Origin of the sequence: Novosphingobium sp. FSW06-99 (assembly GCF_001519065.1) — a bacterium.
Taxonomy (GTDB): Bacteria; Pseudomonadota; Alphaproteobacteria; order Sphingomonadales; family Sphingomonadaceae; genus Novosphingobium.
Map to the genome: position 1 here is coordinate 108,495 of NZ_KQ954262.1, position 24,571 is coordinate 133,065.

General features: G+C 65.5%; 18 protein-coding genes. 6 read left to right on the top strand and 12 right to left on the bottom strand.

All coding sequences use genetic code 11. The features are described from left to right. Positions 1–3: 3 nt before the first annotated feature. Both mmsB and AQZ49_RS18105 read right to left on the bottom strand, forming a co-directional pair. Positions 4–909 carry a 3-hydroxyisobutyrate dehydrogenase gene (gene mmsB, locus AQZ49_RS18100; protein ID WP_231739303.1) on the bottom strand — a complete coding sequence of 302 codons (906 nt, stop codon included), beginning with the start codon at positions 907–909 and terminating at the stop codon, positions 4–6. Then, on the bottom strand, positions 909–2,408 hold the full coding sequence (locus AQZ49_RS18105) for a CoA-acylating methylmalonate-semialdehyde dehydrogenase (protein ID WP_067619052.1): 1,500 nt from the start codon (positions 2,406–2,408) through the stop codon (positions 909–911). Before AQZ49_RS18105 ends, mmsB begins: the two co-directional genes overlap by 1 nt. 86 nt (positions 2,409–2,494) lie before the next feature. Here AQZ49_RS18105 and AQZ49_RS18110 point away from each other — a divergent pair, with 86 nt between their 5' ends. Beyond that, positions 2,495–3,406 carry a LysR family transcriptional regulator gene (locus tag AQZ49_RS18110; protein WP_231739298.1) on the top strand — a complete coding sequence of 304 codons (912 nt, stop codon included), beginning with the start codon at positions 2,495–2,497 and terminating at the stop codon, positions 3,404–3,406. A 3-nt stretch (positions 3,407–3,409) separates the two neighbouring features. On the opposite strand, the gene AQZ49_RS18115 is transcribed toward AQZ49_RS18110, so the two are convergent. After that, on the bottom strand, positions 3,410–4,354 hold the full coding sequence (locus tag AQZ49_RS18115; protein WP_067619056.1) for an alpha/beta hydrolase: 945 nt from the start codon (positions 4,352–4,354) through the stop codon (positions 3,410–3,412). 121 nt (positions 4,355–4,475) lie between these two features. On the opposite strand from AQZ49_RS18115, the gene AQZ49_RS18120 reads away from it, so the two are divergent. Further along, positions 4,476–5,507, top strand: a complete 1,032-nt coding sequence (locus AQZ49_RS18120; RefSeq protein WP_082701900.1) for an oxidoreductase — start codon at positions 4,476–4,478, stop codon at positions 5,505–5,507. 12 nt (positions 5,508–5,519) lie between these two features. Here the strand turns inward: AQZ49_RS18120 and AQZ49_RS18125 are convergent, their stop codons facing one another. The 5 genes from AQZ49_RS18125 to AQZ49_RS18145 all read right to left on the bottom strand — a co-directional run bounded on the left by AQZ49_RS18125 (position 5,520) and on the right by AQZ49_RS18145 (position 12,403). Next, entirely contained in the window at positions 5,520–7,715 is a 2,196-nt protein-coding gene (locus tag AQZ49_RS18125; RefSeq protein ID WP_067619060.1) for a beta-glucosidase family protein, read from the bottom strand. An 81-nt stretch (positions 7,716–7,796) separates the two neighbouring features. Then, the gene (locus AQZ49_RS18130; RefSeq protein WP_067619063.1) at positions 7,797–8,810 is read right to left on the bottom strand and encodes a sugar kinase; all 1,014 of its coding nucleotides are present in this window, start codon (positions 8,808–8,810) and stop codon (positions 7,797–7,799) included. Further along, a complete protein-coding gene (locus AQZ49_RS18135; protein ID WP_067619065.1) occupies positions 8,807–10,204 on the bottom strand; it encodes a mannitol dehydrogenase family protein in 1,398 nt (465 codons plus the stop codon). The genes AQZ49_RS18130 and AQZ49_RS18135 overlap by 4 nt, the downstream gene beginning before the upstream one ends. Beyond that, positions 10,201–11,619 carry a glucuronate isomerase gene (gene uxaC / locus AQZ49_RS18140; RefSeq protein WP_067619066.1) on the bottom strand — a complete coding sequence of 473 codons (1,419 nt, stop codon included), beginning with the start codon at positions 11,617–11,619 and terminating at the stop codon, positions 10,201–10,203. Before uxaC ends, AQZ49_RS18135 begins: the two co-directional genes overlap by 4 nt. Before the next feature lie 16 nt (positions 11,620–11,635). Beyond that, positions 11,636–12,403: a FadR/GntR family transcriptional regulator gene (locus AQZ49_RS18145; protein WP_067619067.1), complete on the bottom strand. Its 768-nt coding sequence runs from the start codon at positions 12,401–12,403 to the stop codon at positions 11,636–11,638. A gap of 112 nt (positions 12,404–12,515) precedes the next feature. On the opposite strand from AQZ49_RS18145, the gene manD reads away from it, so the two are divergent. Genes manD through AQZ49_RS18165 form a run of 4 tightly spaced genes read left to right on the top strand, consistent with a single transcriptional unit; the run spans position 12,516 to position 18,948 of the window. Beyond that, positions 12,516–13,724 (top strand): D-mannonate dehydratase ManD, encoded by a 1,209-nt coding sequence (manD, locus tag AQZ49_RS18150; protein WP_067619070.1) that lies wholly within the window; start codon positions 12,516–12,518, stop codon positions 13,722–13,724. 23 nt (positions 13,725–13,747) lie between these two features. Next, positions 13,748–15,262, top strand: a complete 1,515-nt coding sequence (locus tag AQZ49_RS18155; RefSeq protein ID WP_067619073.1) for a hypothetical protein — start codon at positions 13,748–13,750, stop codon at positions 15,260–15,262. 23 nt (positions 15,263–15,285) lie between these two features. Then, positions 15,286–16,533: an MFS transporter gene (locus AQZ49_RS18160; RefSeq protein WP_067619148.1), complete on the top strand. Its 1,248-nt coding sequence runs from the start codon at positions 15,286–15,288 to the stop codon at positions 16,531–16,533. Between the two features lie 3 nt (positions 16,534–16,536). Then, on the top strand, positions 16,537–18,948 hold the full coding sequence (locus AQZ49_RS18165) for a glycoside hydrolase family 31 protein (RefSeq protein WP_067619074.1): 2,412 nt from the start codon (positions 16,537–16,539) through the stop codon (positions 18,946–18,948). A 59-nt stretch (positions 18,949–19,007) separates the two neighbouring features. Here AQZ49_RS18165 and AQZ49_RS18170 read toward each other — a convergent pair whose 3' ends face one another. The 4 genes from AQZ49_RS18170 to AQZ49_RS18185 all read right to left on the bottom strand — a co-directional run bounded on the left by AQZ49_RS18170 (position 19,008) and on the right by AQZ49_RS18185 (position 24,558). Continuing rightward, positions 19,008–19,937 (bottom strand): alpha/beta hydrolase, encoded by a 930-nt coding sequence (locus AQZ49_RS18170; protein WP_067619151.1) that lies wholly within the window; start codon positions 19,935–19,937, stop codon positions 19,008–19,010. 47 nt (positions 19,938–19,984) lie between these two features. Next, complete coding sequence (locus tag AQZ49_RS18175; protein WP_197411112.1) at positions 19,985–22,303, bottom strand: TonB-dependent receptor; 2,319 nt, start codon at positions 22,301–22,303, stop codon at positions 19,985–19,987. Positions 22,304–22,646: 343 nt separating this feature from the next. Further along, on the bottom strand, positions 22,647–23,456 hold the full coding sequence (locus tag AQZ49_RS18180) for a class II aldolase/adducin family protein (protein ID WP_067619081.1): 810 nt from the start codon (positions 23,454–23,456) through the stop codon (positions 22,647–22,649). A 13-nt stretch (positions 23,457–23,469) separates the two neighbouring features. Then, positions 23,470–24,558, bottom strand: coding sequence for an LLM class flavin-dependent oxidoreductase (locus AQZ49_RS18185; protein WP_067619083.1), 1,089 nt, complete (start codon positions 24,556–24,558; stop codon positions 23,470–23,472). Between the last annotated feature and the right edge of the window lie 13 nt (positions 24,559–24,571).

Genomic DNA, 24,571 nt, shown 5'->3' on the forward strand with positions numbered 1-24,571 from the left:
GTGTCAAAAGGTCTCGATAATCGCCGAAAAATCGAGGCCCGCCTTGCCGGATTCAACGAATGCGGCATAGAGCGCCTCGGCCTTTTCGCCCATTGGCACAGTTGCGCCGACATCGCCAGCGGCCTGCATCGCCAGCCGCAAATCCTTGAGCATCAGCGCGCTGGCAAATCCGCCCTGATAGGCGTTGTCGGCGGGTGTCACCGGGCCGACGCCGGGCACCGGGCAATAGCTCGTCATCGACCAGCACTGTCCCGACGCCTTTGACGAAATGTCGAAAAAGGTCTGCAAGTCGAGCCCGAGCTTTTCGGCCATGGCGAACGTCTCGCACGTCGCGACCATCGAGGCGCCCAGCAGCATGTTGTTGCAGATCTTGGCCGCCTGCCCCGCGCCAGCATCCCCGGCGTGGATCACCGCCTTGCCCATCTCCGCCAGCACGGGTTGCGCGGCGGCGAAATCGTCTGCCGCGCCGCCGACCATGAAGGTCAACGTGCCGGCATTGGCCGCCGCGATGCCCCCCGAAACGGGGGCATCGACAAAGCGATACCCCTGCGCGGTGGCCGCGCCTGCGACATCGCGCGCGCTGGCCACGTCGATTGTCGAACAATCGATCAGCAGCGCGCCTGCCGGGGCCTTGCCCAGCACTGCGTCGGCATAGACTGCGCGCACGATTGCGCCGTTGGGCAGCATCGTCAACACCACATCGGCATCGGCGACCGCGTCGGCGGCAGCATCATGCGTGGTGCAACCCGCTTCGCGTGCCCGCGCCAGGGCCTCGGCCGACAGGTCGAACGCCTGCACCGCATGCCCGGCCTTGACCAGGTTGGCGGCCATGCCGCCGCCCATGTTGCCCAATCCGATAAACCCGATACGCATGTCTGGCGGCCTTTGTCTGGGGATGTCCTGCGCGATCAGGCCATGGTCGGGATGACGAAGGCGTTGCCGCCATCGACCGACCCGTCGGGCCAGCGCTGCGTGATCGTCTTGACCTTGGTCCAGAACTTGACGCCTTCCATGCCGTGCTGGTTGGTATCGCCAAACGCCGAACGCTTCCAACCGCCAAACGTGTGATAGGCCACCGGCACCGGGATCGGCACGTTGATGCCGACCATGCCGACATTGACCCGCGCGGCGAATTCGCGTGCGGCATGGCCGTTGCGGGTAAAGATTGCCACGCCATTGCCATACTGGTGCTTGCTGGCGAGCGAGACAGCCGTCTCGAAATCATCGGCGCGCACGATCTGCAGCACGGGGCCGAAAATCTCGTTGTGATAGCTGTCCATGTCGGGCGTGACATGGTCGAGCAATGTCGGCCCGACGAAAAAGCCGTTTTCATGGCCCTGCAAGGCAAACCCGCGTCCATCGACAACCAGTTCGCTGCCTTCCTCGATCGCGCGCGCGATCCAGCTTTCGATCTTGGCCTTGTGCGCGGCGGTGACCACCGGGCCATAATGCGCCTCGGCATCGGTCGACACGCCGACTTTCAGCGCCTCGATCGCCGGGATCAGTTTGGACCGCAACCGGTCGGCGGTGTCGGCGCCCACCGGCACCACCACCGGCAGCGCCATGCAGCGTTCACCCGCCGAACCGAACGCGGCGCCCGCCAGATCCTTGACCACCTGATCCAGATCGGCGTCGGGCATGACGATGCCATGGTTCTTGGCCCCGCCCATCGCCTGGACCCGCTTGCCGTTGGCCGCGCCGCGCTGATAGACATAGTTGGCAATATCCGACGATCCGACAAAGCTGACCGCGCCGATCGCAGGATGATCGAGGATCGCATCGACCATTTCCTTGTCGCCATGCACGACCTGGAAGATGCCTTCGGGCAGTCCGGCCTCGATGAACAGTTCGGCCAGCCGCACCGGCACCGAAGGATCACGTTCCGAAGGCTTGCAGATGAACGCATTGCCACACGCAATCGCCACCGCCGACATCCACAGCGGGATCATCGCGGGGAAATTGAACGGGGTGATCCCCGCACCGATGCCGACCGGCTGCCGCATCGAATAGACATCGATGCCCGGCCCGGCGCCTTGGGTATATTCGCCCTTCAGAGCGTGGGGGATGCCGCAGGCGAATTCCACCACTTCCAGCCCGCGCTGGATATCGCCCTTCGAATCCGCGATCACTTTGCCGTGTTCGCTCGACAACAGATGGGCAAGCGTGTCCATTTCGGCCTCGACCAGTTCCTTGAACCGGAACATCACGCGCGCGCGCCGCTGCGGATTGGTCGCCGCCCAGGCCGGCTGCGCCGCCTCGGCCGCCGCCACTGCGCGATCGAGCACGGCCTGATCACCCAGCGCGACATGCGCCTGAACCGCGCCGGTATTGGGATCGAACACCTCGGCCTGACGGCTGCCCGAATGGCCGCCGGTGCCGCCGGCGATGAAATGATCGATCACGCGCATATCGAATTCCTTCTCTCCCGCCGTCACGGCGCCAGATGCTGCCTGCACGCGCCCAGACTTGCACGCAAGCCCTGAAAATGCCACTCATGCTTGCAATTATGCAAGTATCCGACTGGAACGACTATCAGGCCTTTCTGGCCATCGCGCGCGCCGGTCAGATGGCGCGTGCGGCAGTGGCGATGGGGGTCGATGCGGCCACGGTCGGGCGTCGTTTGCGGCGGCTGGAGGCGCGGCTGGGCGTCACTTTGTTCGAACAGACGCGCGAGGGCCAGATCCTGACCGAACCGGGCGAAACGCTGCTGGCCGAAGTGGAGGCAATGGCGCAGGCCGCCAACCGCATTGCCGACAACGTGACAGTCGGCGCAGGCCCCGCCGGGCTGTTGCGGGTCAGCCTGACCGAGGGGTTTGCCGCCGCCATCGTTGCCCCCGCAATCGGCGATTTTGCGGCCAGCCACCCCCGCCTGATGGTCGATCTGGTCGCCTCGACCGGATTGCTCAGCCCGTCAAAGCGCGAGGCAGACCTGGCCGTCACGCTGTCGCGCCCGCGCGCCGGGCCGGTGATCGCGGGCAAGCTGTCGGACTATACCTTGCGGCTCTATGCCCGGCGCACCTATTGCGAGGCGCGCGGCATGCCCGACAGCCCGGCGGCGCTGGCGCGCGATCACACCCTGATCGGCTATGTGCCCGATCTGCTCTATGCGCCCGAACTGCGCTATCTGGCCGAGTTTCAGCCGGGCATGGCGGCAACCGTGCGATCGACATCGGTGCTGACACAACAGCGCATGATCGCCGCCGGCGCGGGCATCGGCGTGTTGCCCTGTTTCCTGGGCGATGCCGATCCCGCACTGTGCCCGGTGCTGCCCGAACGCCTGATCACCCGCACGTTCTGGCTGGTGACGCACAAGGACACCCACAATCTGGCCCGCGTGCAAGTGTTCAAGGCCTGGCTCGGCGATCTGGTCATGCAGCATCGACAGCGGTTGCTGGCGGGGCAATAAACATCAACCGACAGGCTGCGCGGCAAACGCCCGCCGCAGGAAATCGATCACAACCGCCATGTTGGCGGGCGTGTCGAATGCGCTGTCGGCATGGACAGCGCCTGTGCGCACTTGCAGAATGGCACGTCCCGGCCCCGCCACGGCGTTGACCCGGTCGGCCAGAATGCGGCTTTGCAGCGGAGGCACGACGCAATCGGCGCTGCCATGCTGCAACAACAGCGGCGGGGTGGCGCGATTGGCGTATGTCAGCGGATTGGCCTGCGCCACCAGGAGCGCAACGGCGGTGATACGGCCGCCCAGATAGCGCGATTCCGGGCTGTCGGCAGCGCTGTGGGTCTGGGCCGACGCCTTGCACCCGGCGGCGCGCAATTGCGGGTCCATCGCCAGAAAATCGGTCGGGCCATACATCGACACCACCGCGCTGACCCGGTCATCGGCGCCGGGCGCGCGCGCGGCGGGATCGTCGAACAGGCCGACACCATGGCTCATGCCCGCATCGAGCGCGATATTGGCCCCCGCCGACTGGCCCCACAACGCGATCCGCGCGGGATCGATGCGATAGCGCGGCGCATTGGCCCTGACGAAGCGCACCGCCGATTTCATGTCGCGCACTGCCGCCGGAAAATGCGCCTCGCCACTCATCCGGTAATCGATGCTGACCAGCGCGATGCCCGCCGCGTTCAGGGCATTGACGTCATCGCGAAAGCCGCGCCCCGACAGACGTTTGTCGCCAAACGCAAAGGCACCGCCATGGGCGAATATCAGCGCGGGAAATGGCCCTGCCCCTTGCGGCAGATAGATGTCGAGACGCTGCCCGGGCGATGCGCGACCATAGGCAAGATTGGCATAATCGGGTTTGCGCGCCTGTTCGACATAGACCCGCAGGCCCACCACCAGCGCCACAACCGCCAGCATGATCAAGCCCCACCGCAGCAACCGCCTGCCCATTAACGCGCTCCTTCACCCATCCGCACGGCCATCGCGGCTACCAGTATCGGCACACAGATGATACCGGACAGCACCACTCATAAAAGCCCCCACGGCGGCTCGACAACAAGGAGGCACTTTCGTGAAACGGATCGGGGTCGGGATCGTGGGCAATGGCATGGCCACACGGGTGTTCCATGCGCCCTATATCCGCGCGGTGCCGGCGCTCGATCTGCGCGCGGTGGTGTCGCGGCACGCCGATGCCGCCGCGCCGGTGCCCGGGGTTGCGCTGGTCAACGATATCGCGGCGCTGCTCGACGATCCGGCAATCGAACTGGTGGTCATCGCCACGCCCAGCGGCACCCATGCCGAATTGGCGCGGCGTGCGCTCGACAGCGGGCGGCATGTGGTGGTGGAAAAGCCGTTTGCGCAGGATCTGAACGAAGCCCGCGCACTGACCGGACTTGCCGCCGCGCGCGGGCGCATCGCGGCGGTGTTTCACAACCGCCGCTGGGACAGCGATTTCCTGGCGGTGCGCGCGGCCATCGCCAGTGGCCTGATCGGCCCCGTGGTGCATTTCGAATCGCGGTTCGACCGGTTTCGCCCCGCCCCGCGCGACCGCTGGCGCGAAAATGGCGGGCCAGGATCGGGCGTATGGGTCGATCTGGGGCCGCATCTGATCGATCAGGCGCTGTTGCTGTTCGGCACTCCCACCGCCGTCACCGCCGATCTGGCCGCGCTGCGCCCCGGTGGGCGCGCCGACGACTGGGCGCACGTCACGCTGCACTATCCCGACCGGCGGGTGGTGCTGGGGGCCAGCATGTGCGTGGCAGGCGGCACGCCCCGCTTTGCCGTGCACGGGCTGGCCGGTTCGCTGATCAAGCATGGCCTCGACCCGCAAGAGGCGCAATCGGTCGCCGGGCTTACCCCCGATGCGCCCGATTGGGGCCGCGATCCCGAACCCCTGCACCATTGGGATGCCGCCGGGGCCCGGCACATGATCATGGCCCCGCGCGGATGCCAGCCGACATTTTATGCGATGATGGCGCAGGCTTGTCTGGGCCAGGGCGCGCCGCCGACCACCCCCGATCAGATCCTGGCGGTGCAAACCGTGCTCGACACCGCCATAGTCTCGGCGCGGCTGGGCCGCACTTTGCCGATCGAACCCGCCTGACGATGCGGCGGTTCAATCACGCCAGGTACGGGCAGGCTCGGTCGCGGTGACCGGTGCCGACAGATGCGCGGCATCGTCTCCCATTGCAAAGCCATAGCGGCCAGCGTTCAGGTGCCACCCCTTGGCGGTCCAGTCGGCCAACAGGCGCGGATCGATGGTCAGGCTGACCTTGCGGCTTTCACCGGCGGCCAGGTCGACCCGCTGAAACCCGACCAGGCGCTGTTTGGCCGCGCCGTTGCGGCTGACCAGATAGACTTGCGCCACTGTCGCCCCGGCCCTGGCGCCAGTGTTGGTCACGGTCAGGCTGGCATGGAGGCCATCGACGGTCAGCCCGCTGCTGGCAAATGTGGTATAGCTGAGGCCATAGCCGAACGGAAACAGCGGCTTTGCCCCGGTGCGGGCAAACCAGCGATAGCCGACATCTGACCCTTCGATGTCGTAATTGGCCGACAGCCTGGCATCGGGCGTTGGCGGATCACCGGCAAAATTGGGTTCGAGCGTGGCATAGCCATCGATGTCGTGGCGCGGCAACTGGTCGGTGCCGGCCGGGAACGTCACCGGCAGATGGCCCGAAGGATTGGTCTGGCCGAACAGCACAGAGGCGATCGCCTCACCCCCGCGCGCGCCGGGATACCATGCCTCCAGCACCGCCGCCGTCTTGTCGAGCCACGGCATCGTCACCGGATTGCCGGTTTCGAGCACCACGACCGTGTGCGGGTTGGCTGCGGCGACTGCGGCGATCAGCGCGTCCTGTCCTTCGGGCAGCGCCAGATCGGCCTGGTCGAGCCCTTCGGTGGCCCATTTGGTGGCAAACACGATGACCACATCGGCCTTTCGGGCCTGCGCCACGGCATCGGACAGTTCGTAGCCGTCGCGATAGGTCACGGTGGCGGCGGGGGCCAGCGCGCGAATCGCCTTGAGCGGCGACGAACGGTGGTATGATCGCGCGGTCAGCGCGGCAAACGGGCCATCCTCGCCCGCCGGGATTGTCAAAGCGGGGCCGCGATCGCCCTGCACCTGGCTCGATCCGGCGCCCGACATCACACCGACGCTGGCAAAGCCGCCGATCACCACGATGCGTTTGGCGCTGGCCGCCAGCGGCAGCACGCCCGCATCGTTCTTCAGCAGCACGATGCCCTGTTTGGCCGCATCGAACGCGACATCGCCATCGGCTTTGAAATCGATCGCGCCGCCCGGATTGGCCGGATACTTATCGAGCCCACTGGCATAGATCGCGGTCAGCACGCGGGTATCCATGTCGTCGAGACGGCGGGCCACAGCCTTGTCACCGGTAGCAGCCGCTTCCAGCGTCTTGCCCAGAAACACTGCCGGATCGAGCTGTTCGCCCGATTGCTGATCGAGCCCGTGCAACGCCGCCGCCATGCCCGGCACCGCGCCCCAGTCGGACATCACAAAGCCGTCCCAGCGCCAGTCCTTTTTCAACACCGTGTTCAACAGCCAGTCGCTGTCGCAGGCGTGCTGGCCGTTGACGACATTGTAGGCGCACATCACGCTGCCCGGATGGCCGATTTCGATACCGATTTCGAACGCCAGCAGATCGCTTTCGCGCGCCGCCGCCTCACCAATGCGGATATCGACGAACTTGCGCCCAGTTTCCTGGCCGTTGAGCGCGAAATGCTTGATCGTCGAAATGATGTGGTTCGACTGGACGCCGTTGATTGCCGCACCGACCAATGTGCCGGTCAGCAGCGGATCTTCGGACAGATATTCGAACGTGCGCCCGTTGCGCGGATCGCGGGTCAGGTTGGCGCCGCCTGCCAGCAACACGTTGAACCCCTTGGCGCGCGCTTCGCCGCCGATCATCGCGCCGCCGCGCCGCAGAACCTCGGGGTTCCAGGTTGCCGCCTGGGCAATGCCAGATGGCATCGCGGTCGCACCATCGTGACGCAGCCCGCCCACCCATGCCACGCCAAGGCTGGCATCGGTTTCCCTCAGCGCGGGAACACCCAGCCGCGCCACCCCCGCGACATAGCCCGCACCGGGAACCGCTTCGGCGGGTACAACCGTGCCGGGAATGAACGGCAGCGGCATGATCCCGTGCGTCAACACCACTTTCTCGTCGGCGGTCATCTGCTGGACCGTGGCCGCGGCCCTGGCGCCGGGTGCGGTATCGGCTGTCGCCACATGGGGCATTGCCAAGGCGATCACAGCGGCGGAACAGGGGAATGTCTTGCGTGATTTCAACATGCTCTCACCGATCCTTCCTGTGGGGATGGCGCAGCTTTCCCAGCATCGTGCCCGGTTCGTCAATCGTGAACTGCCTTCGCCCTAGCGGCTGACATCGCCCCCCTGCCCGGTAAATGCAGCCAGTTCAGCGGGGCTGATCCGGCAGAAATCGCCAGGAATGGCATGCTTGAGCGCACCAAGCGCAAGCCCGGTCTGTGCCATCCCGCCAGTATCCTGCCCCAACAACCAGCCATGCAGCACGCCCGCAGCAAAGGCATCGCCGGTGCCGATGCGATCGACGATATCGGTGATATCCAGTGCCTGGGTCTGGTGGCACGCATCGCGGGTGTCGACGCGCGCGGCCAGCCGGTGATGGCTTTGGCTGACTGTCTGGCGCGCGGTCGATGCCATCAGCCGCAGCCGGGGAAACAGCGCAAAGGCCGCCTCGGCGGCCTCACGCCTGCGTTCGGGGCCGTCGCCCGAAAAGGCCCGCCCCGTCAGCAGCGCCACGTCGCGGTGCCCGGCGAACAGGATATCGGCCTCGGCCATCAGCCCGTGCATCGCCGCGCGCGGATCACTGTCCCACGCGTTCCACAGCGTTTCGCGGTAATTGGGATCAAAACTGATCGGCACCCCCGCCCGGCGCGCGGCGGCCATCGCGGCCTGCGCCAGCGCCAGACCGTTGGGGCCAAGCGCGGCGGTGATCCCGCTCAGATGCAGCAGCCGCGCCCCATCCATCAGCGTGTCGAAATCGAACCGGTCGGGCGCGATCGTCGCAAATGTCGAGCCCGCGCGGTCATAAGTCACGCGTGAGGCGCGCAGACTGGCGCCGGTTTCCAGCATATAAAGCCCCATCCGTCCGGGCCCGCGCACCACGCCGCGCGTATCGATCCCGCTGGCCAGCAAGGCCGACAGCGCGCGATCGCCCAGTGGATTGTCGGGCAAAGCGGTTGCCATGCGACAGGGCCAGCCCAGCGCGCTCAGCGCGACGCCAACATTGGCCTCGGCCCCGCCGACCACCACCTCAAGGGTTTGCGTATCGGCAAACGGGCGGCCCGCCGGAGTTGCCAGACGCAGCAGCATTTCCCCGAAACAGACGATCGCGCCATCAGTCATGCCGGAATCCTCAACTTGATCGCCAGCGCGATCGCTTCGCAATCCTGGGCATCGGGAACCCAGTCGCTTTGCAAGATGGCGCCTTTGCCGAATATCGCCCCGGCGATCGTGGTGGCATCATGCGTATGCCACAGCGCGGCCAGTTCGGCGGCGCGCGGATCATCGACCGGGCCCCAGGCCAGCGCATTGTCGCCCCGACAATGCGCCAGCCACGCCCCGATGGCGGCCAGGATCGCCGGGCAGCGGCGGCCTTCGCGCTGGTTGGCGGCGAGCGTCGCCAGCCAGCGTTGCGGGATCTTCTGGCTGCCATCCATGGCGATCTGGATCAGCCGATGGCCCAGCGCAGGGTTGGCGAACCGTTCGATCAGCGCATGGGCATAGGCCACCAGATCCTGCCCCGGCGCGGGGTCGAGCACCGGTGCCGCCTCCTGCAGCATCAGCCGCAGCACCAGCGCGCGCAAGGTATCATCGCGGATCGCCTCGTGGACATAGGCATAGCCCTGCCGCAGCCCGCAATAGGCCAGCGCCGAATGTGCACCATTGAGCATGCGCAGCTTGGCCGTTTCATAAGGCGCCACGTCGGCGACGATCTGCGCGCCCACGCTGTCCCACGCTGGGCGCGGGCCCGCAAAACGATCCTCGATCACCCATTGGCTGAACGCCTCGGTCATCACCGCGCCTTTGTCACGGCACCCCAGCAGCGCAGCGACGGCGTCACGATCAGCCTCGGTCGGCGCGGGCACGATGCGATCGACCATGCTGCCCGGAAAGGTGCAATGCCGCGCGGTCCAATCGGCCAGATCGCCATCCACTGCCCCCAGAGAGGCCAGCAGCAGGCGCCGCAATTGCCCACCATTGTCAGCCAGATTGTCGCACGACAGCAACGTCAGCCCGCCCAGCCCCGCCGCGCGCCGCCGCGCCAGCCCGTGGCGCAAATAGCCATAGATGCTGCCCTCGTGCGCCAGTGCCGGATCGAGCCCGTCAGCGGCATCGCGGCAATAGCCCTTTTCGGTCACCGTGAATGACACGATCTGCGTCGGCGGCGCGGCCAGCAGCGCGATCACTCGCTCGGGCGCATCGGGCGCCACCACCACTTCGGCCAGCGCGCCGATCACGCGCAGCGCCGTGGTGTCGCCCGCCTGCACCCCCAGCGTATAGAGCCCGTCTTGCGGGTTGAGCTGCGCCGCGACAGCGGGCGATCGCAGCGAGACCCCGGCGATCATCCAGTCGCCCCCTGCCGCGCCCATTGCCAGATCGGTGTACCATGCCAGATGCGCGCGGGTGAACGCGCCGATCCCGAAATGCACGATCCCGATCGCGCGCCGCGCGCGGTCATAGCCGGGCAGCGCGGCGCCCTCGATCAACGCCAGCGCGCCGGGGGACAGTCGGGTCACAGCTTGTAGGCCCGCTTCGCCAGACCATAGGCCAGTTCGTGCGCCAGTTCGGCGGCTTCCCAGTCGGCCAGCCGGTGCTCGATCACCAGCCGCGCCAGAAAACCGCAATCGATCCGCCGCGCCATGTCGTGCCGCGCCGGGATCGACAGCAGCGCGCGCGTGTCGTCGTTGAACCCGACGGTGTTGTAAAATCCGGCAGTTTCGGTGGTAGCCTCGCGAAACCGGCGCATGCCTTCGGGACTGTCATGGAACCACCAGGCCGGGCCGAGTTTGAGGCACGGATAATGCCCGGCGAGCGGGGCCAGTTCGCGGGCATAGACGCTCTCGTCGAGCGTAAACAGGATGATCGACAGATCGGGCGCGCTGCCGTGGCGATCGAGCAGCGGTTTGAGCGCATGGACATAGTCGGTGCGCATCGGAATGTCGGCGCCCTTGTCGCGCCCCATCGCGGCAAACAGCGCGGCGTTGTGGTTACGGAAACTGCCCGGATGGATCTGCATGACCAGGCCGTCATCGCAGCTCATTGTCGCCATTTCGGTCAGCATCTGCGCGCGGAACAGTTCGGCCTCTGTCGGGGTGAACACTCCGCGCACCACGCGGTCGAACAGCGCCGCCGCCTCGCCCCGCGGCAGATCGGCGGTCTGCGCGGTGGGATGGCCGTGATCGGTGCTGGTCGCGCCATGCGCGGCAAAGAACGCGCGGCGCTGGCGATGCGCGGCCAGATAGCCCGGCCAGGTCAGGCAATCCTCGCCGGTCAATTCGCCAAGGCGATCGAGATTGGCGCGAAACCCTTCAAATTCGGGATCGATCACTGGATCGGGGCGATAGGCGGTGACCACCCGGCCCGCCCATACCCCGGCCTGGTTGTCCGCCCTGATGCGGGCGTGGTGCCGCAGGCTGTCGAGCGGGCTTTCGGTGGTGGCGATGACCTCGATCCCGAACCGGTCGATCAACGCACGTGGACGAAACGCTGGCGTCGCCAGCGCATCGGTGATCGTGTCGAAATAGCGGCCTGCCGTCGTGGCATCGAGCGCCTCGGTCAGGCCGAACACTTCGACAAACACCCAGTCGAGCCACATCCGCGACGGGGTGCCGCGAAACAGGTGCCAGTGATCAGCCAGAATGCGCCAGGCCGCGCGCGGGTCATACCCTGCCCGTGCCGGGCCAACCCCCAGCGCACCAAGCGCCACGCCTTGCGAATAGAGCATGCGAAACACGTAGTGATCGGGCCGCAGCAACAAGTCGGTGGCATCGCCCAGCGGCGCATTGTCGGCATACCACGCCGGATCGGTGTGCCCGTGCGGACTGATGATCGGCAGATCGGCCACACTGGCGTGCAAGGCGCGCGCCAGTGTGCGGGTGGCAGGATCGGCGGGAAACAGACGGTCGGGATGCAAGGCAAGCGGGCGCGACATGAAGGACTTTCCTGGTCTAACCGGTGGTGCGGGTATAGCGGTCGCGCTTGGCCTGGGCGGCGCGGCGGGCTTCCTCGATGGCTTTTTCTTCGGTGGCGAACAGCAGGCTGTCGAGCACGGCGGCCAGATGCGCGCGCATCGCGGCGCGCGCGGCCACCGGATCGTGATCGCGCAAGGCGTTCAGCACGGCGGTGTGCTCCTCGACCACCGGCTTGATATTGGCGCGGCGCGCCTTTTCGTGCAGCAGCGCGCTTTCGGGCGAGACCGCGCGCAGATCCCACAGCCGCTCGATCGCCTCGAACATCGCGGTGTTGCGCGTCGCCTTGGCAATCGCCAGGTGGAACGCGCGGTCGGCCTGTTCGGTGCCGTGCTGGCTCTGGTTTTCGCGATCGATTTCCTCGACCAGCCGTTCGAGTTCGGCCAGGCCGTCCTCGGTGATCTGCGTCGCGGCCAGCGCGGCGGATTCGCCTTCGAACAGCAGGCGCGCCTCGGTCAGTTCGAACGCGGTGATGTTGAAGCCAGGAATGTCGTGCTTGCCCGGCAGGCGCTTGACATAAGCGCCCGATCCGATGCGCACTTCGACCAGCCCCTGCACTTCGAGCGCGATCATCGCTTCGCGCACGGTCGGCCGCGACACGCTGAACTGCACCGACAATTCGCGTTCGGCGGGCAACCGGTCGCCCGGCGCGTAACGGCCCGAATTCAGCTCGGCAATGATCCTGCGGGCAAGATCCTGATAGAGCCGATCCTGGGTATGGCCATGGGAGGCAGAACCTTCAGTCATGAGGTGTCTTTCAAAAAATGGCCTTACCAGTTTGATGAACTTGACAGGCCAAATAAAATTGGTCAAGTACCTTGTCTAGCACATGCCGACCAATCCGGGAACCATTCACCCCATGAAGATTACCTCTGCCCGCGTGATCGTGACTTGTCCGGGGCGCAACTTCGTGACCCTGAAGATCGAGACCAGCGAGGGTGTCTACGGCATCGGCGATGCCACGCTCAATGGCCGGGAAAAGGCGGTGGTCAGCTATCTTGAGGATCACGTGATCCCCTGCCTGATCGGCATGGACCCGCGCAATTCCGAGGATATCTGGCAATATCTCTATCGCGGTGCCTATTGGCGGCGCGGCCCGGTGACGATGCGCGCGATCGCCGCGGTCGATGTGGCGTTGTGGGATATCAAGGCGAAGCTGGCGGGCATGCCGCTCTATCAATTGCTCGGCGGGCGCAGCCGCGACGGCGTGATGGTCTATGGTCATGCCAATGGCGGCGACATTGCCGAAACCGTCGAGGCGGTGGGCCAGTATATCGACATGGGCTACAAGGCGATCCGTGCGCAGACCGGCATTCCCGGCATCAAGGACGCCTATGGCGTGGGGCGCGGCAAGCTCTATTACGAACCCGCCGACGCCGCGCTACCCTCGGTAACCGGCTGGGACACGCGCAAGGCGCTGAACCATGTGCCAAAGCTGTTCGAAAAGCTGCGCGAGACGTATGGTTTCGACCATCACCTGCTGCACGACGGGCACCATCGCTACAGCCCGACCGAAGCAGCGCAACTGGGCAAGGCGCTGGAGCCCTTTTCGCTGTTCTGGCTGGAAGACGTGACGCCTGCGGAAAACCAGGAAGCGTTCAGGCTGATCCGCCAGCACACCACCACGCCGCTGGCGGTGGGCGAGATCTTCAATTCGATCTGGGACGCCAAGGACCTGATCCAGAACCAGTTGATCGACTATATCCGCGCGACCATCGTCGGCGCCGGCGGGATCACGCATCTGCGCCGCATTGCCGATCTGGCCAGCCTGTACCAGATCCGCACCGGCTGCCACGGCGCGACCGACCTGTCGCCGGTAACAATGGGCACCGCGCTGCATTTCGACACGTGGGTGCCCAATTTCGGCATCCAGGAATATATGCGCCACAGCGAAGCGACCGATGCGGTGTTCCCGCACGACTATCACTTCGACAAGGGGATGCTGTTTGTCGGCGACACCCCCGGTCACGGTGTCGACATCGACGAGAAACTGGCTGCGCAATATCCCTACAAGCCTGCCTATCTGCCAGTCGCCCGGCTTGAAGACGGAACAATGTGGAACTGGTGAGCGACCTTTCGGGAGAGGGTATAATGACATATCGGATCAAGATCGGCCTGCTGGCCGCAACCAGCCTGCTGATCGGGGCAACCACGCCCGCAAAACCGTTGCATCTGGCAACATTGGCCAAAGTCGCGCAAGTCGACGAGCGCTATCAATCCTACAATATCGAGATGGTCGAAGTGACCGGTGGCCGGTTCTGGGCGCCCTATGGCGGCCCGGCGGACGAACGCTATCGCCAGCGTCCGCCGCTCGACCTGACCAACCCGCGCCTGATCGCCTTTGCCCGAAATCTCGGCCCCGCCTATATGCGGGTCAGCGGGACCTGGTCCAACAACACTTATCTACCGGCGGCGGGTGAAACCGTCACCGCACCGCCGCCGGGTTTCAAGCAAGTGCTGCAGCGCCGGCAATGGCAGACGGTGGTGGCATTTTCGAAGGCGGTCGATGCTCCGCTGGTCACCAGTTTTGCGGTGAGCACGGGCGTGCGCGGCGCCGACGGACGCTGGCAGCCGACCCAGGCACAGCGACTGGTCGATCTGACCAACGAACTGGGCGGCACGCTGGCAGCGGCGGAAATGTTCAACGAACCGAATATGCCCAGCCTCGCGCAGCCGATGCCGCCAACCTATAACGCGGCGGATTATGGCGCGGATTTCCGCATTTTCCGCGACTGGGCGCGCAAGGCCGTGCCGGGCATGCGCCTGCTCGGCACCGGCGCTGCAGGTGAAGCGACGATGATGAAGGATCCCCCGGCCGCGCTCGGGCCCCAGATTGCCAGCGCCGATATCCTGGCCGCCAATCCGAACAGCCTCGATGCGCTGTCCTACCATTTCTATGGCACTGTCTCGCAACGCTGCGCCGCGCAGAACATCGGCGTGGCGCGCAAGGACGAGGCGCTGTCGTCCGCGTGGCTCGACCGGACGCTGATCGATTATGCCTATTACGCGCATTTGCGCGACACGTATGAGCCGGGCAAGCCGATCTGGAACACCGAAACCGCACAGGCGGCGTGCGGCGGCAGCCCCTGGGCGGCAACCTTTCTCGACAGCTTCCGCTATCTGAACCAGCTTGGCGCGCTGGCGCAAAAGGGCGTGCAAGTGGTGATGCACAACACGCTTGCCACCTCGGACTATGCCCTGCTCGATCGCGACACGATGACCGCGCGGCCCAATTACTGGGCGGCGGTGCTGTGGCACCGCGTGATGGGCCGGGTAGTGCTGGCCGCACCGTCTTCGCCGTCGCCCCGGTTGCGGCTCTATGCGCAATGCCTGCGCGGGGTCAGCGGCGGGGTCGGCGTGATGGCGCTCAACACCGGCACCACGGCACAGACGCTGCCGATCGGCGGCGCCTTGCAGGCCTGGGTGATGCGCGGCGCCACCGTCGATGCCGGCACGATCACGGTCAATGGCCAAACCCCGGCGATGGAGGCCAACGGCACGCTGACCGGGCTTGCCCCGGCCAAGGTGCAGGGCCGCGTCACCGTACCGGGCCAGGCGATCGCGTTCATCGCCGCACCCCACGCCGACAACCCGGCGTGCCGCTGAACCCGGCACGTCCAGCGGGCGGGATGACCTGGCGCTCGGCGCGGCTGCGCATCCTGTTGCTGGTGATGGCGGGGACCGTCATCAACTATATCGCGCGCAACACGCTGGGCGTGCTCGCCCCGCTGTTGCAGCACGATCTGGCCATTAGCACGGCGCAATACAGCTATGTCGTCGGCGCGTTCCAACTCGCCTATACGCTGATGCAACCGATCGGCGGCATGCTGATCGACCGGATCGGGCTGACCGCAGGGTTTGCGCTGTTTGCGCTGGCGTGGAGCCTGGCCGGCATGGCGCATGGCGCGGCGCGCGGCTGGTTTTCGCTGGCGGCCTGTCGCGCGCTGCTGGGGATGGCCGAGGCAGTGGCGATCCCGGCGGGCATGAAGACCATCGGCGAATGGTTTCCCGACCGCGAACGCTCGATCGCGACCGGCTGGTTCAACGCCGGGACCGCGCTGGGCGCGATCATCGCCCCGGTGATCGTGGCGACCGTTGCGCGCGTCTGGGGCTGGCAGGCGGCGTTCGTGCTGACCGGGGCGTTCGGCCTGCCGTTTGCAGCGGTGTGGTATCACTGGTACCGCTCGCCGCAACAGGCGGGTTATGTCACCGCTGCCGAACGCGATACAATCCTGGCCGGGCAGCGCCCGGTTCCGGCCGGCAACACCGCCTTGCTGGCGATTGTCGGCAGCGCGCGGTTCTGGGCCATTGCGGTGCCGCGTTTCCTGACCGAACCGGCGTGGCAGACGTTCAATTTCTGGATTCCGCTGTTCCTTGTGCGCGAACGCGGGCTCGATCTGGCGCATATGGCGCTGTTTGCATGGGTGCCGTTCCTGGCTGCCGATTTCGGCGGGGTGACCGGGGGCTATTTCGCCCCGCTGGTGCAGCGCCGCTTCAACCTCAGCCTTGAAGGATCGCGCATCGCGGTGATCGCGGGCGGCGCGGTGCTGATGATCGCGCCGGGCTGTGCCGGGCTGGTGGCAGGGCCTTATGCGGCGATCGCGCTGCTGGCGGTGGGCGGGTTTGCGCATCAGGCGATTTCGGTGCTTATCAACACGCTGTCGGCCGATGTGTTCCCCAAATCCGACATTGCCAAGGCCAACGGGCTGGTCGGCATGGCAGGCTGGACCGGCGGCCTGTTGTTTTCGCTGGCGATCGGGCAACTGGCCGATCGCATCGGCTATGCGCCGCTGTTCGGATGCCTGGGGCTGTTCGACCTGATCGGCACCGTCTGGCTGTTTGCCATGCGCCGCCACCTTATCCTCCACGAGGCCTGATCGATGCGCAAAGCCACCCTTGCCCAACCGCCGCACTTTGCCGTGACCGAGCGCAAGGGCGCACGCGTGACGCTGCGCGCCGATACCGGCGCGGTGGTGCATGTCTTCGTGCTGGAAGACGATGTGATCCGCGTGCTGCTGCTGACCAAAGGCACGGTCACCGCGCCGCCAAGCTGGGCAATCGCGCCGGGCCAGGACGATATTGCCGAACCGGGCCGCGACCGTATGGACACCACCGGGTTTGCCGCGCCGCCGTTCGATCTGGCCGAACAGGCCGGGCATATCACCATCGCCACCGCGCGGCTGCGCGTCACCATCGCGCGCGTCGGTTTGTTGTGCACGTGGCACCAGCGCGTCGGCGACACCTGGCGAATGATTGCCGAAGACCGCCCGACCCAAGCGCACAATCTGGGCTGGTGGGACGATGGCGTCTATCACTATGTCAAACGCCAACCCGGCGAGCGCTATTACGGCCTGGGCGAGCGCGCGGGGGCAATGGATCGCGCCGGGCGCCGGTTCCGCCTGACCAACCTCGATCCGATGGGCTATGATGCGCAAAACAGCGACCCGCTGTACAAGGCGATCCCCTATGTGCTGGTGGTGGCCGCCGATGGCATGGCGCACGGGGTGTTCCATGACACCACCGCCGACCCGGTGTTCGATTTCGGGCTGGAACACGACAATTACCATCCGCCTTACCGCTCGATGCGGGCCGACAGCGGCGATCTTGATTATTACATGATCGCCGGGCCCGATCCACTGACGGTAACGCGGCGCTATACCTGGCTGACCGGGCGACCGGCGCTGATGCCGCGCTGGGCGGTGGGCTATTCGGGCTCGACGATGACTTATACCGACGCCCCCGATGCGCAAGCGCGCATGGGCGAATTCATCGCCGGGTTGGCGCGCCACGATATCCCGTGCCAGTCGTTCCACTTGTCGTCGGGCTATACCTCGATCGGCGACAAGCGCTATGTGTTCCACTGGAACCGCGACAAGTTTCCCGATGTCGCAGGATTTGTGCGCGGCTATGCCGACTCCGGTGTCGAGCTGGTTCCCAATATCAAACCGGCGCTGCTGGTCGATCATCCGCGCTATGCCGAACTGGCGGCCAATGGCTGGTTCATCACCGATGCCGATGGCGATCCGGTGATCTGCCAGTTCTGGGACGAAGTTGGCAGCTATGTCGATTTCACCAACCCCGCCGCCGCCGCGTGGTGGCGCGATCAGGTCACCGCGCAATTGCTGGCCAACGGCATGCGCGCGACCTGGAACGACAACAACGAATACGAAGTGTGGGATGCGCGCGCGCGGATCGCCGGGTTTGGCACAGCGCGCCCGGCCCGCGCCGAGCGCCCGGTGCAGACCCTGCTGATGATGCGCGCATCGCGTGCCGCACAGATCGCCTTTTGCCCGCACGAGCGGCCTTATGTGGTCACGCGCAGCGGCATGGCGGGCATGCAGCGCTATGCGCAGACCTGGTCAGGCGACAATTTCACCGCCTGGTCCACTTTGCGCTACAACCAGAAAATGGGTCTGGGGTTGGCGCTGTCGGGGGTGTCGAACACCGGGCACGATATCGGCGGCTTTGCCGGGCCCGCGCCCGAACCCGAACTGCTGCTGCGCTGGGTGCAGGCGGGGATCGTGATGCCGCGCTTTTCGATCCATAGCTGGAACAGCGACCGCACGGTCAATGAGCCGTGGATGTATCCCGAGGCCACCCCGGCGATTGTCGGCATGATTCAGGCGCGCCGCGCCTTGCAACCGCTGCTGCATGATCTGCTGTGGCGCCATCATGCCCGGTTCGAGCCGGTGATGCGCCCGCTGTGGCTCGGTTTTCCCGACGATCCCCAGGCCTGGCACGATGGTGATGCCTATCTGCTGGGCCCCGATCTACTGGTCGCCCCAGCGCTGGATGCCGGAGTGAGCAGCGTGGAGACCTACCTGCCCGGCGCGGACGTGTGGCATGATCTGCGCGACGATCGCGCCTATCCCGGCGGGCAGAGCGTGACCCTGCCCGCACCGCTGTCCGGTTTACCCCCGCTGCTGGCGCGTGCGGGATCGGGAGTGTTTCTCGATCTGGGTGATACCGGTTTTCAGGCGGACGAACCGCAACCCGGCGTGCTGCTCTATCCGGGCGAGACGCCATTCACGTGGACCGGGTTTGACGAAGCCGATGACGCCTGGCCCGATACCGCGCAAGCGCCGTTGTGGCAGGTGACTGTTTCCGCGACGCCCGACTATATCGCCATCGACGCGCGCTGGACCGGGGTGCACGCCGCACCCGCCCCCCGCCTAAAACTGGTGCTGCCGCTCGCCGAAACGCGTGCGGTCTCTGTCAACGGCGCGCCCGGCACCGGGACCGAACAGATCGTGCTGGGCGTTGTGCGCCGCGTGTTTGACGCAAGCGCCTGAACGCAAAAAAGGCCGGTCTGCACCCAGACCGGCCTTTTCGCACGCGTGGTTTGGAGGGATTACCGCGCGGCGTAGCCCTTGTCCTTCAGCCACAGCGCATATTCGTCGAACCACATGTCGCTGGTCGTGCCGTGCGGCTGCGAAGCAAACCCGTGGCCCCCCGCGCTGAACAGGTGAAGCTCGACCGAAGCGCCCGATTTGCGCCAGTTGTGGATCAGGCTGAGATCCTGTCCGCCAAAAAACCGGTCATCGGCGGCAATCGCGGCAAACAGCGGCGGCGCCTTGGCCGGCACTGTGTCGGATTGCGTGGGGCCATAGATCATCCCGGCAAAATCGGGCCGGGCATCGGGCAGATCGGCCTGCAAGGCACCAAGCACGGTCATCGCCCCGGCCGAAAATCCCAGTATGCCGATCCGCGCCGGATCGACATGCCATTGCACGGCATTGGCGCGCACCAGGCGGATTGCCGCTTGTGCATCGGCCACCGCCAGCGGCGCGATGCGCGCGCGTTCCTGCGCCCCGCCACCATGCTGGAAAGTGTCGGCGATCGCGGCCTTGAACGCGGCGATGCCGTCACCCACCGGCTGGGTGCGGTATTTCAGGATGAACACGCGAACGCCCAGCGGCGCCAACCGACTGGCGACATCATAGCCTTCGTTGTCCATCGCCAGGAACTGAAAGCCGCCGCCGGGGATCAGGATCACCGCCGCCTGCGCCGCCGTGCCGCCCATGCTGGCGGGCATCGGCGTCAGTGTGGGCTGCGACACGTTGTAGATCAGCCGTTCGCGCGGGTCCTGCTGCGCCCAGGCCTCGGGCGCCGGATTGTTCAGCGCGTTGGCCACCGGCAGCGCGACGGCGGGGGGCTCGGCCGGTTTTGCCACCGGCACCACCGCATTGACCCAGTCACCGGGTGCAGCGGCCACCGGTGCAACCAGGCCAAAACCCAGCGCACCGGCACACACAAAACCAATTGCAACCCGTCGCAGCATGACCCGTCTATCCTTGCGCAGCGCCATGCCGATCGACCGGCCCGGCATCAGAACTTCGCCGACAGCTTTATCCCGCCATAGCGCTGGCTGTCACGCGGCAAGACTTCGACCACCGAATGGACCCCGTAAGACCCGAAATTGTCGCTCATCGTCGTGGCATAGTGCTGATTGAACATGTTGTTGACATAGAGGCTCAGCTTGTAATTGCCGCGTTCGGCGCCCAGCGTCAGGTTGAGCAGGCCATAGGCCTTTTGCGTGTCGAGCGGATCGCCCAGCAAGTCGAAATTGACGCTGCTCTGGTGCTGATAGGTCACCGTCACGCTGCCTTTGGTCTGGCTGTCCAGATCGTGTTCGGCGGTGGCGGCCAGGTTGAACTTGAACCGCGGCGAGTTGGGCAATTGCCCGCCCGAACGGTCCTGCACATTGCCAAGGCCAGTCGGGCTGACCGAGGGACCACAGATACCCAGCCCGGTTGCCGACGCAGCGCCACCCTGATCGAATGTCTGCCCGGAATAGCAGGCGGCGTTGGGGAACGAGACGATCTTGGCTTCGGTATAGGCGAATGATCCGTCCAGATGCGCCCATTCGACCGGACGCACCTGGCTTTCGACCTCAACGCCCTTGGTCCGCAGCTTGCCCACATTGTTCAGCTTCTGAAACAGCGTGGTGCCGATGAATTCCGACGATTGCGCCTGGAAGTTGTTGTAGTTGGTCAGGAACCCGGCAATGTTCAACTGCGCGCGGTTTTGCCAGAACCGGCTCTTGAGGCCCAGTTCATAGGCGGTCGAATGTTCCGCCGCGACCGGATTTGCGGTGCGGCTGGGGGCATATCCCGACGAGATGTCATAGGCCCAGCCCTTGTAACCGGTGGCCACGCTGGCATACGTCGACACGCGCGGCGCCAGCTCCTGGCTGACCGAAACTTTCCAGGTGCCCACCGTATCGACATGGCGACCCGCGCAGTTCGGCGCGCCGATGCCGCAATTGGCATCCGCCGCCGCCACGCTGGCATTGTGCGAAGGCAACAGGTCGGTGAACTGATCCTGGATGCGTTCGTTGTTGACGCGGCCCGAAGCGCTGATCGTGGTGTTGGTCGGCAGTTTGTAATCGAGCCCGGCAAACGCCGCCAGGCTGCGCGTGCCTTCATAGCCATGCCAATCGGCCAGGCTGAGCACCGGTCCGCGCACAAAGCTGCGCGTCGTCCCGGCATCGGCGTAGAACAGCCCCGCGACATAGCTGAGCGGACCCGCGCCCTTCGATGCCAGGCGCAGTTCCTGGGTAAATTCGCTGGAATGGTAAGGCCCGGACTGGTTGACACCATTGCTCGGCCCGACCGGACTGGTCACCACCGGACCGGTTCCGTTGACATTGAGATCGGTGCCGTCGACATCGGCGGCAAAGTTGTATTTCCAGTCCTGATAACTGGACACCGAAATCAGGTTGGCAAAGCCCAGATCATACGTTGCCTTGGCGCTGAGATTGGTCTGCTGGTTGTCGGTATAACCCGGATTGTCCTGATAGATCGCATAGTTGTTCTGCCCCGGTGTGATGCCCACCAGATCAGGCGCGAGCGACACCCCGTTATAGTGCGGCCCGGTTGCCGAAGGCGCGAGATATTCGAGCGGCGCCGCCGTGCCGCGCTGATGCTCGTGCGAATAGGCACCATTGAGCATGATCGTCAGGCGCGAAGAGGCCTCGATCTTGACCTTGAGGTGAAGACCCCACGATTCCTTGTCATCAAGCAGGCTGCCGGTGGTCAGATCGCGCACATTCCCGGCGTAATTGTCGTAAAACCCCGACAGACGCGCGGTGATCGCCTGGGTTACCGCGCCCGACACTGCGCTTTCAAAACGATAGTCGCTGTCGGTGGAAGCAGACACCGAAGCGGTCACTTCTGTCTTGGCGGTGGGATCGCGGGTGACGATGTTGATCGCCCCGGCGCTGGCATTCTTGCCGAACAGCGTGCCCTGCGGGCCGCGCAGCACTTCGACGCGTTCCACATCGCTCATGTTGTCGAACGCCTGCGCCTGCTGCACCACCGGCACATCGTCAACGATCACCGCGACCGACGGTTCGACGCCGATTGAAAAGGCATATGTGCCGATACCGCGCAGGATGATCGCATTGTTGGGCGATGCGGTGCTTTCAGTCAGCGTCAGCGAGGCCGCCGCGCGCGTCAGATCGCCGAATTCGCTGATCCGCTGGGTCTTGAGCGTTTCGCCGGTGATGGCGGTCACCGCGACCGGAACGCTCTGCAGATTGGAGGCGCGCTTGGTTGCCGTCACGATGATTTCGGCAAGCCCCTGGCCAGTGGCGGCCGGTGTCTGGCTGTCGGCATCGGCAGCGAAAACGGGTGAACCCGTCAATGCGAACGCAGCGCCTGCGAGTAGAATTGGCTTGAGCACGTGCCCCTCTCCCTCTTGGTGGGTTGATGAGAGCGGCCTAATCTCTTTCGGATAATTGGTCAATCCAATTTTCGCCAGCACATCACGCGCGGTGGTCGACCACTCGACTAATCATCATACAAATCGCCCTAAAATGCCTGCTCATACTGCTAGCAATAGGCCTCGATGACGCAATTTCAATATGTTACGCGCCGACATTGGTATTACCACTTTCCAGACCCAACCCAGCCCGCCAAAAAGCCGACAGCCGCAACCCCTTGCGGGACTGCGGCTGTCGGCACTTCAAAGCAAATATTCGCGTCGGTCAGGTGTCAAAGCCCGGCAATTTGCGCTGGACCGTGCGCAACACCGCTTCCCACGCGAGCTGGTCGTGCGACTTTGCCCCTTGTGCGGCGATTGCCGCCGCCGGTCGCGTGGTCATCTGGCGGATGGCCTCTTGCTGCGCCTCTTCGGGCGCGATCAGCACATTGGCCCGGCCGCCCGCGAGCGCCGCGACTTGCACCGAACAGGCCTCTTCCAGCGAATAGATCGCCGCCCAGGCCGACCCGGGCGTCTTGCCCAGTGCCAGCGTGCCGTGGTTGCGCAACAGCAGGAACTGCTTGTCGCCCAGATCGGCCTGCAGCCGCTCGCGTTCGTCGAGGTTGAGCGCCACGCCCTCGTAATCATGATAGCCCAGCCGGGGGATAATATAGAGCGCGCGCTGCGAAATCGGCAGCAACCCGTCCGCATGGGCCGAGGCGCCCATGCCGTCGCGGGTGTGGAAATGCGCAATCCAGTGCGCGTCATCACGCACCGCATGGATCGCCGAATGGATCACGTATCCGGCATAGTTGATGCCATATTCGCTGTCGCCGATGATATTGCCATCCAGATCGACCTTGACCAGGCTCGACGCGGTAATCTCGTCGAACGTCAGGCCGAACGGATTGATCAGGAAATGCTGATCGGGGCCTGGCACGCGCGCGGTGATGTGGGTGTAGAGGAAATCGTCGTAATCATGGATTGCCGCCATGCGATAAAACGCGGCGAGATCGACGCGCGTTTTCCATTCGGCATCGCTGATCCCGTGCGGACGGGCATCGCGGGCAACGGGACGTTCAAGGACAGTGGCCATCGTCTATGCTCCTTCAGCCAGCCAGCGCGACGGGCGCGCCTTCGCGGGCGGCGACTTTTGCGCGAACCAGCGGGATAAGATGTTCGCCATATTCGATCGCATCGCCCAACGGGTCGAACCCGCGAATGAGGAAATGATCGATGCCGATGTCAAAATAGTCAAGCATCGCATCGGCGACTTGTTCGGGCGTGCCGACCAGCCCGGTGCTGTTGCCCGCTGCCCCGGTCAACGCGGCAACCCCGGTCCACAGCCGGGTGTCGCGGCGGTTGCCGCTGGCCGCTTCGAGCAGGCGCAGCGATCCGGCATTGGGCGGGCGATGGCCAGTGGTCGGCAGCCCCGCCGCTTCACGCGCGGCACGCACTTGCTCCTCGATATCGCGCGCCTTTTTCCAAGCGGCCTCTTCGGTATCGGCGATCACCGGGCGCAGCGAGAGCGAAAAGCCCGGCCGGCGCCCGAACCGCGCGGCCGACTGGCGCACCTGGCGCACCGCATCGCCGACTTGCTCGAGCGTTTCGCCCCACAGCGCATAGACATCGGCATGGCGCCCGGCCACCTCGATCGCCTCTGGCGAAGAGCCGCCGAAAAACACCGGCAGGTTGTCCGGCTTGATCGCGGCAAACCCCTGTCGCACTTCATAAAAGCGCCCTTTGTGGTCGAACGGATGCGCGGCGGTCCATTCGGATTTCAGCACGTCGAGATATTCGTCGGTGCGCGCATAGCGTTCGGACTTGGTCAGCCCGACATCGCCATCGCGCGCCATTTCCTCATCCGCCCCGCCGGTGATGATATGCACCGCCACGCGCCCGCCCGACAACTGGTCAAGCGTCGCCAACTGGCGCGCGGCCAGCGTCGGCTGGGTGAAACCGGGCCGATGCGCCACCAGGAAACCCAGCCGGGTGGTCAGCGCGGCGGCATGCGCGGTGACCAGTTGGCTTTCGGGCGAACTCGAACCGAACGGGATCAGCACGCGGTCAAATCCGCCCGCCTCCTGCGCCAGCGCCGCCGCATCGACATAGGCACGGTCGAGCACGCGGCTGCGCGCGCCGCCGTGGATTTCCGAGGTGTTGTTGAAACCGATATAGCCGATGAAACGAACGGACATGGGACAAGACCCC

What these genes read in the sequence shown, in the direction of transcription:
- AQZ49_RS18155 (WP_067619073.1), top strand. Translation starts at nt 13,748, where the DNA reads ATGACATATCGGATCAAGATCGGCCTGCTGGCCGCAACCAGCCTGCTG.
- uxaC (WP_067619066.1), bottom strand. Translation starts at nt 11,619, where the DNA reads ATGTCGCGCCCGCTTGCCTTGCATCCCGACCGTCTGTTTCCCGCCGAT.
- AQZ49_RS18110 (WP_231739298.1), top strand. Translation starts at nt 2,495, where the DNA reads ATGCTTGCAATTATGCAAGTATCCGACTGGAACGACTATCAGGCCTTT.
- AQZ49_RS18105 (WP_067619052.1), bottom strand. Translation starts at nt 2,408, where the DNA reads ATGCGCGTGATCGATCATTTCATCGCCGGCGGCACCGGCGGCCATTCG.
- AQZ49_RS18160 (WP_067619148.1), top strand. Translation starts at nt 15,286, where the DNA reads ATGACCTGGCGCTCGGCGCGGCTGCGCATCCTGTTGCTGGTGATGGCG.
- AQZ49_RS18115 (WP_067619056.1), bottom strand. Translation starts at nt 4,354, where the DNA reads ATGGGCAGGCGGTTGCTGCGGTGGGGCTTGATCATGCTGGCGGTTGTG.
- AQZ49_RS18145 (WP_067619067.1), bottom strand. Translation starts at nt 12,403, where the DNA reads ATGACTGAAGGTTCTGCCTCCCATGGCCATACCCAGGATCGGCTCTAT.
- AQZ49_RS18165 (WP_067619074.1), top strand. Translation starts at nt 16,537, where the DNA reads ATGCGCAAAGCCACCCTTGCCCAACCGCCGCACTTTGCCGTGACCGAG.
- AQZ49_RS18180 (WP_067619081.1), bottom strand. Translation starts at nt 23,456, where the DNA reads ATGGCCACTGTCCTTGAACGTCCCGTTGCCCGCGATGCCCGTCCGCAC.
- AQZ49_RS18185 (WP_067619083.1), bottom strand. Translation starts at nt 24,558, where the DNA reads ATGTCCGTTCGTTTCATCGGCTATATCGGTTTCAACAACACCTCGGAA.
- manD (WP_067619070.1), top strand. Translation starts at nt 12,516, where the DNA reads ATGAAGATTACCTCTGCCCGCGTGATCGTGACTTGTCCGGGGCGCAAC.
- AQZ49_RS18130 (WP_067619063.1), bottom strand. Translation starts at nt 8,810, where the DNA reads ATGACTGATGGCGCGATCGTCTGTTTCGGGGAAATGCTGCTGCGTCTG.
- AQZ49_RS18170 (WP_067619151.1), bottom strand. Translation starts at nt 19,937, where the DNA reads ATGCTGCGACGGGTTGCAATTGGTTTTGTGTGTGCCGGTGCGCTGGGT.
- AQZ49_RS18125 (WP_067619060.1), bottom strand. Translation starts at nt 7,715, where the DNA reads ATGTTGAAATCACGCAAGACATTCCCCTGTTCCGCCGCTGTGATCGCC.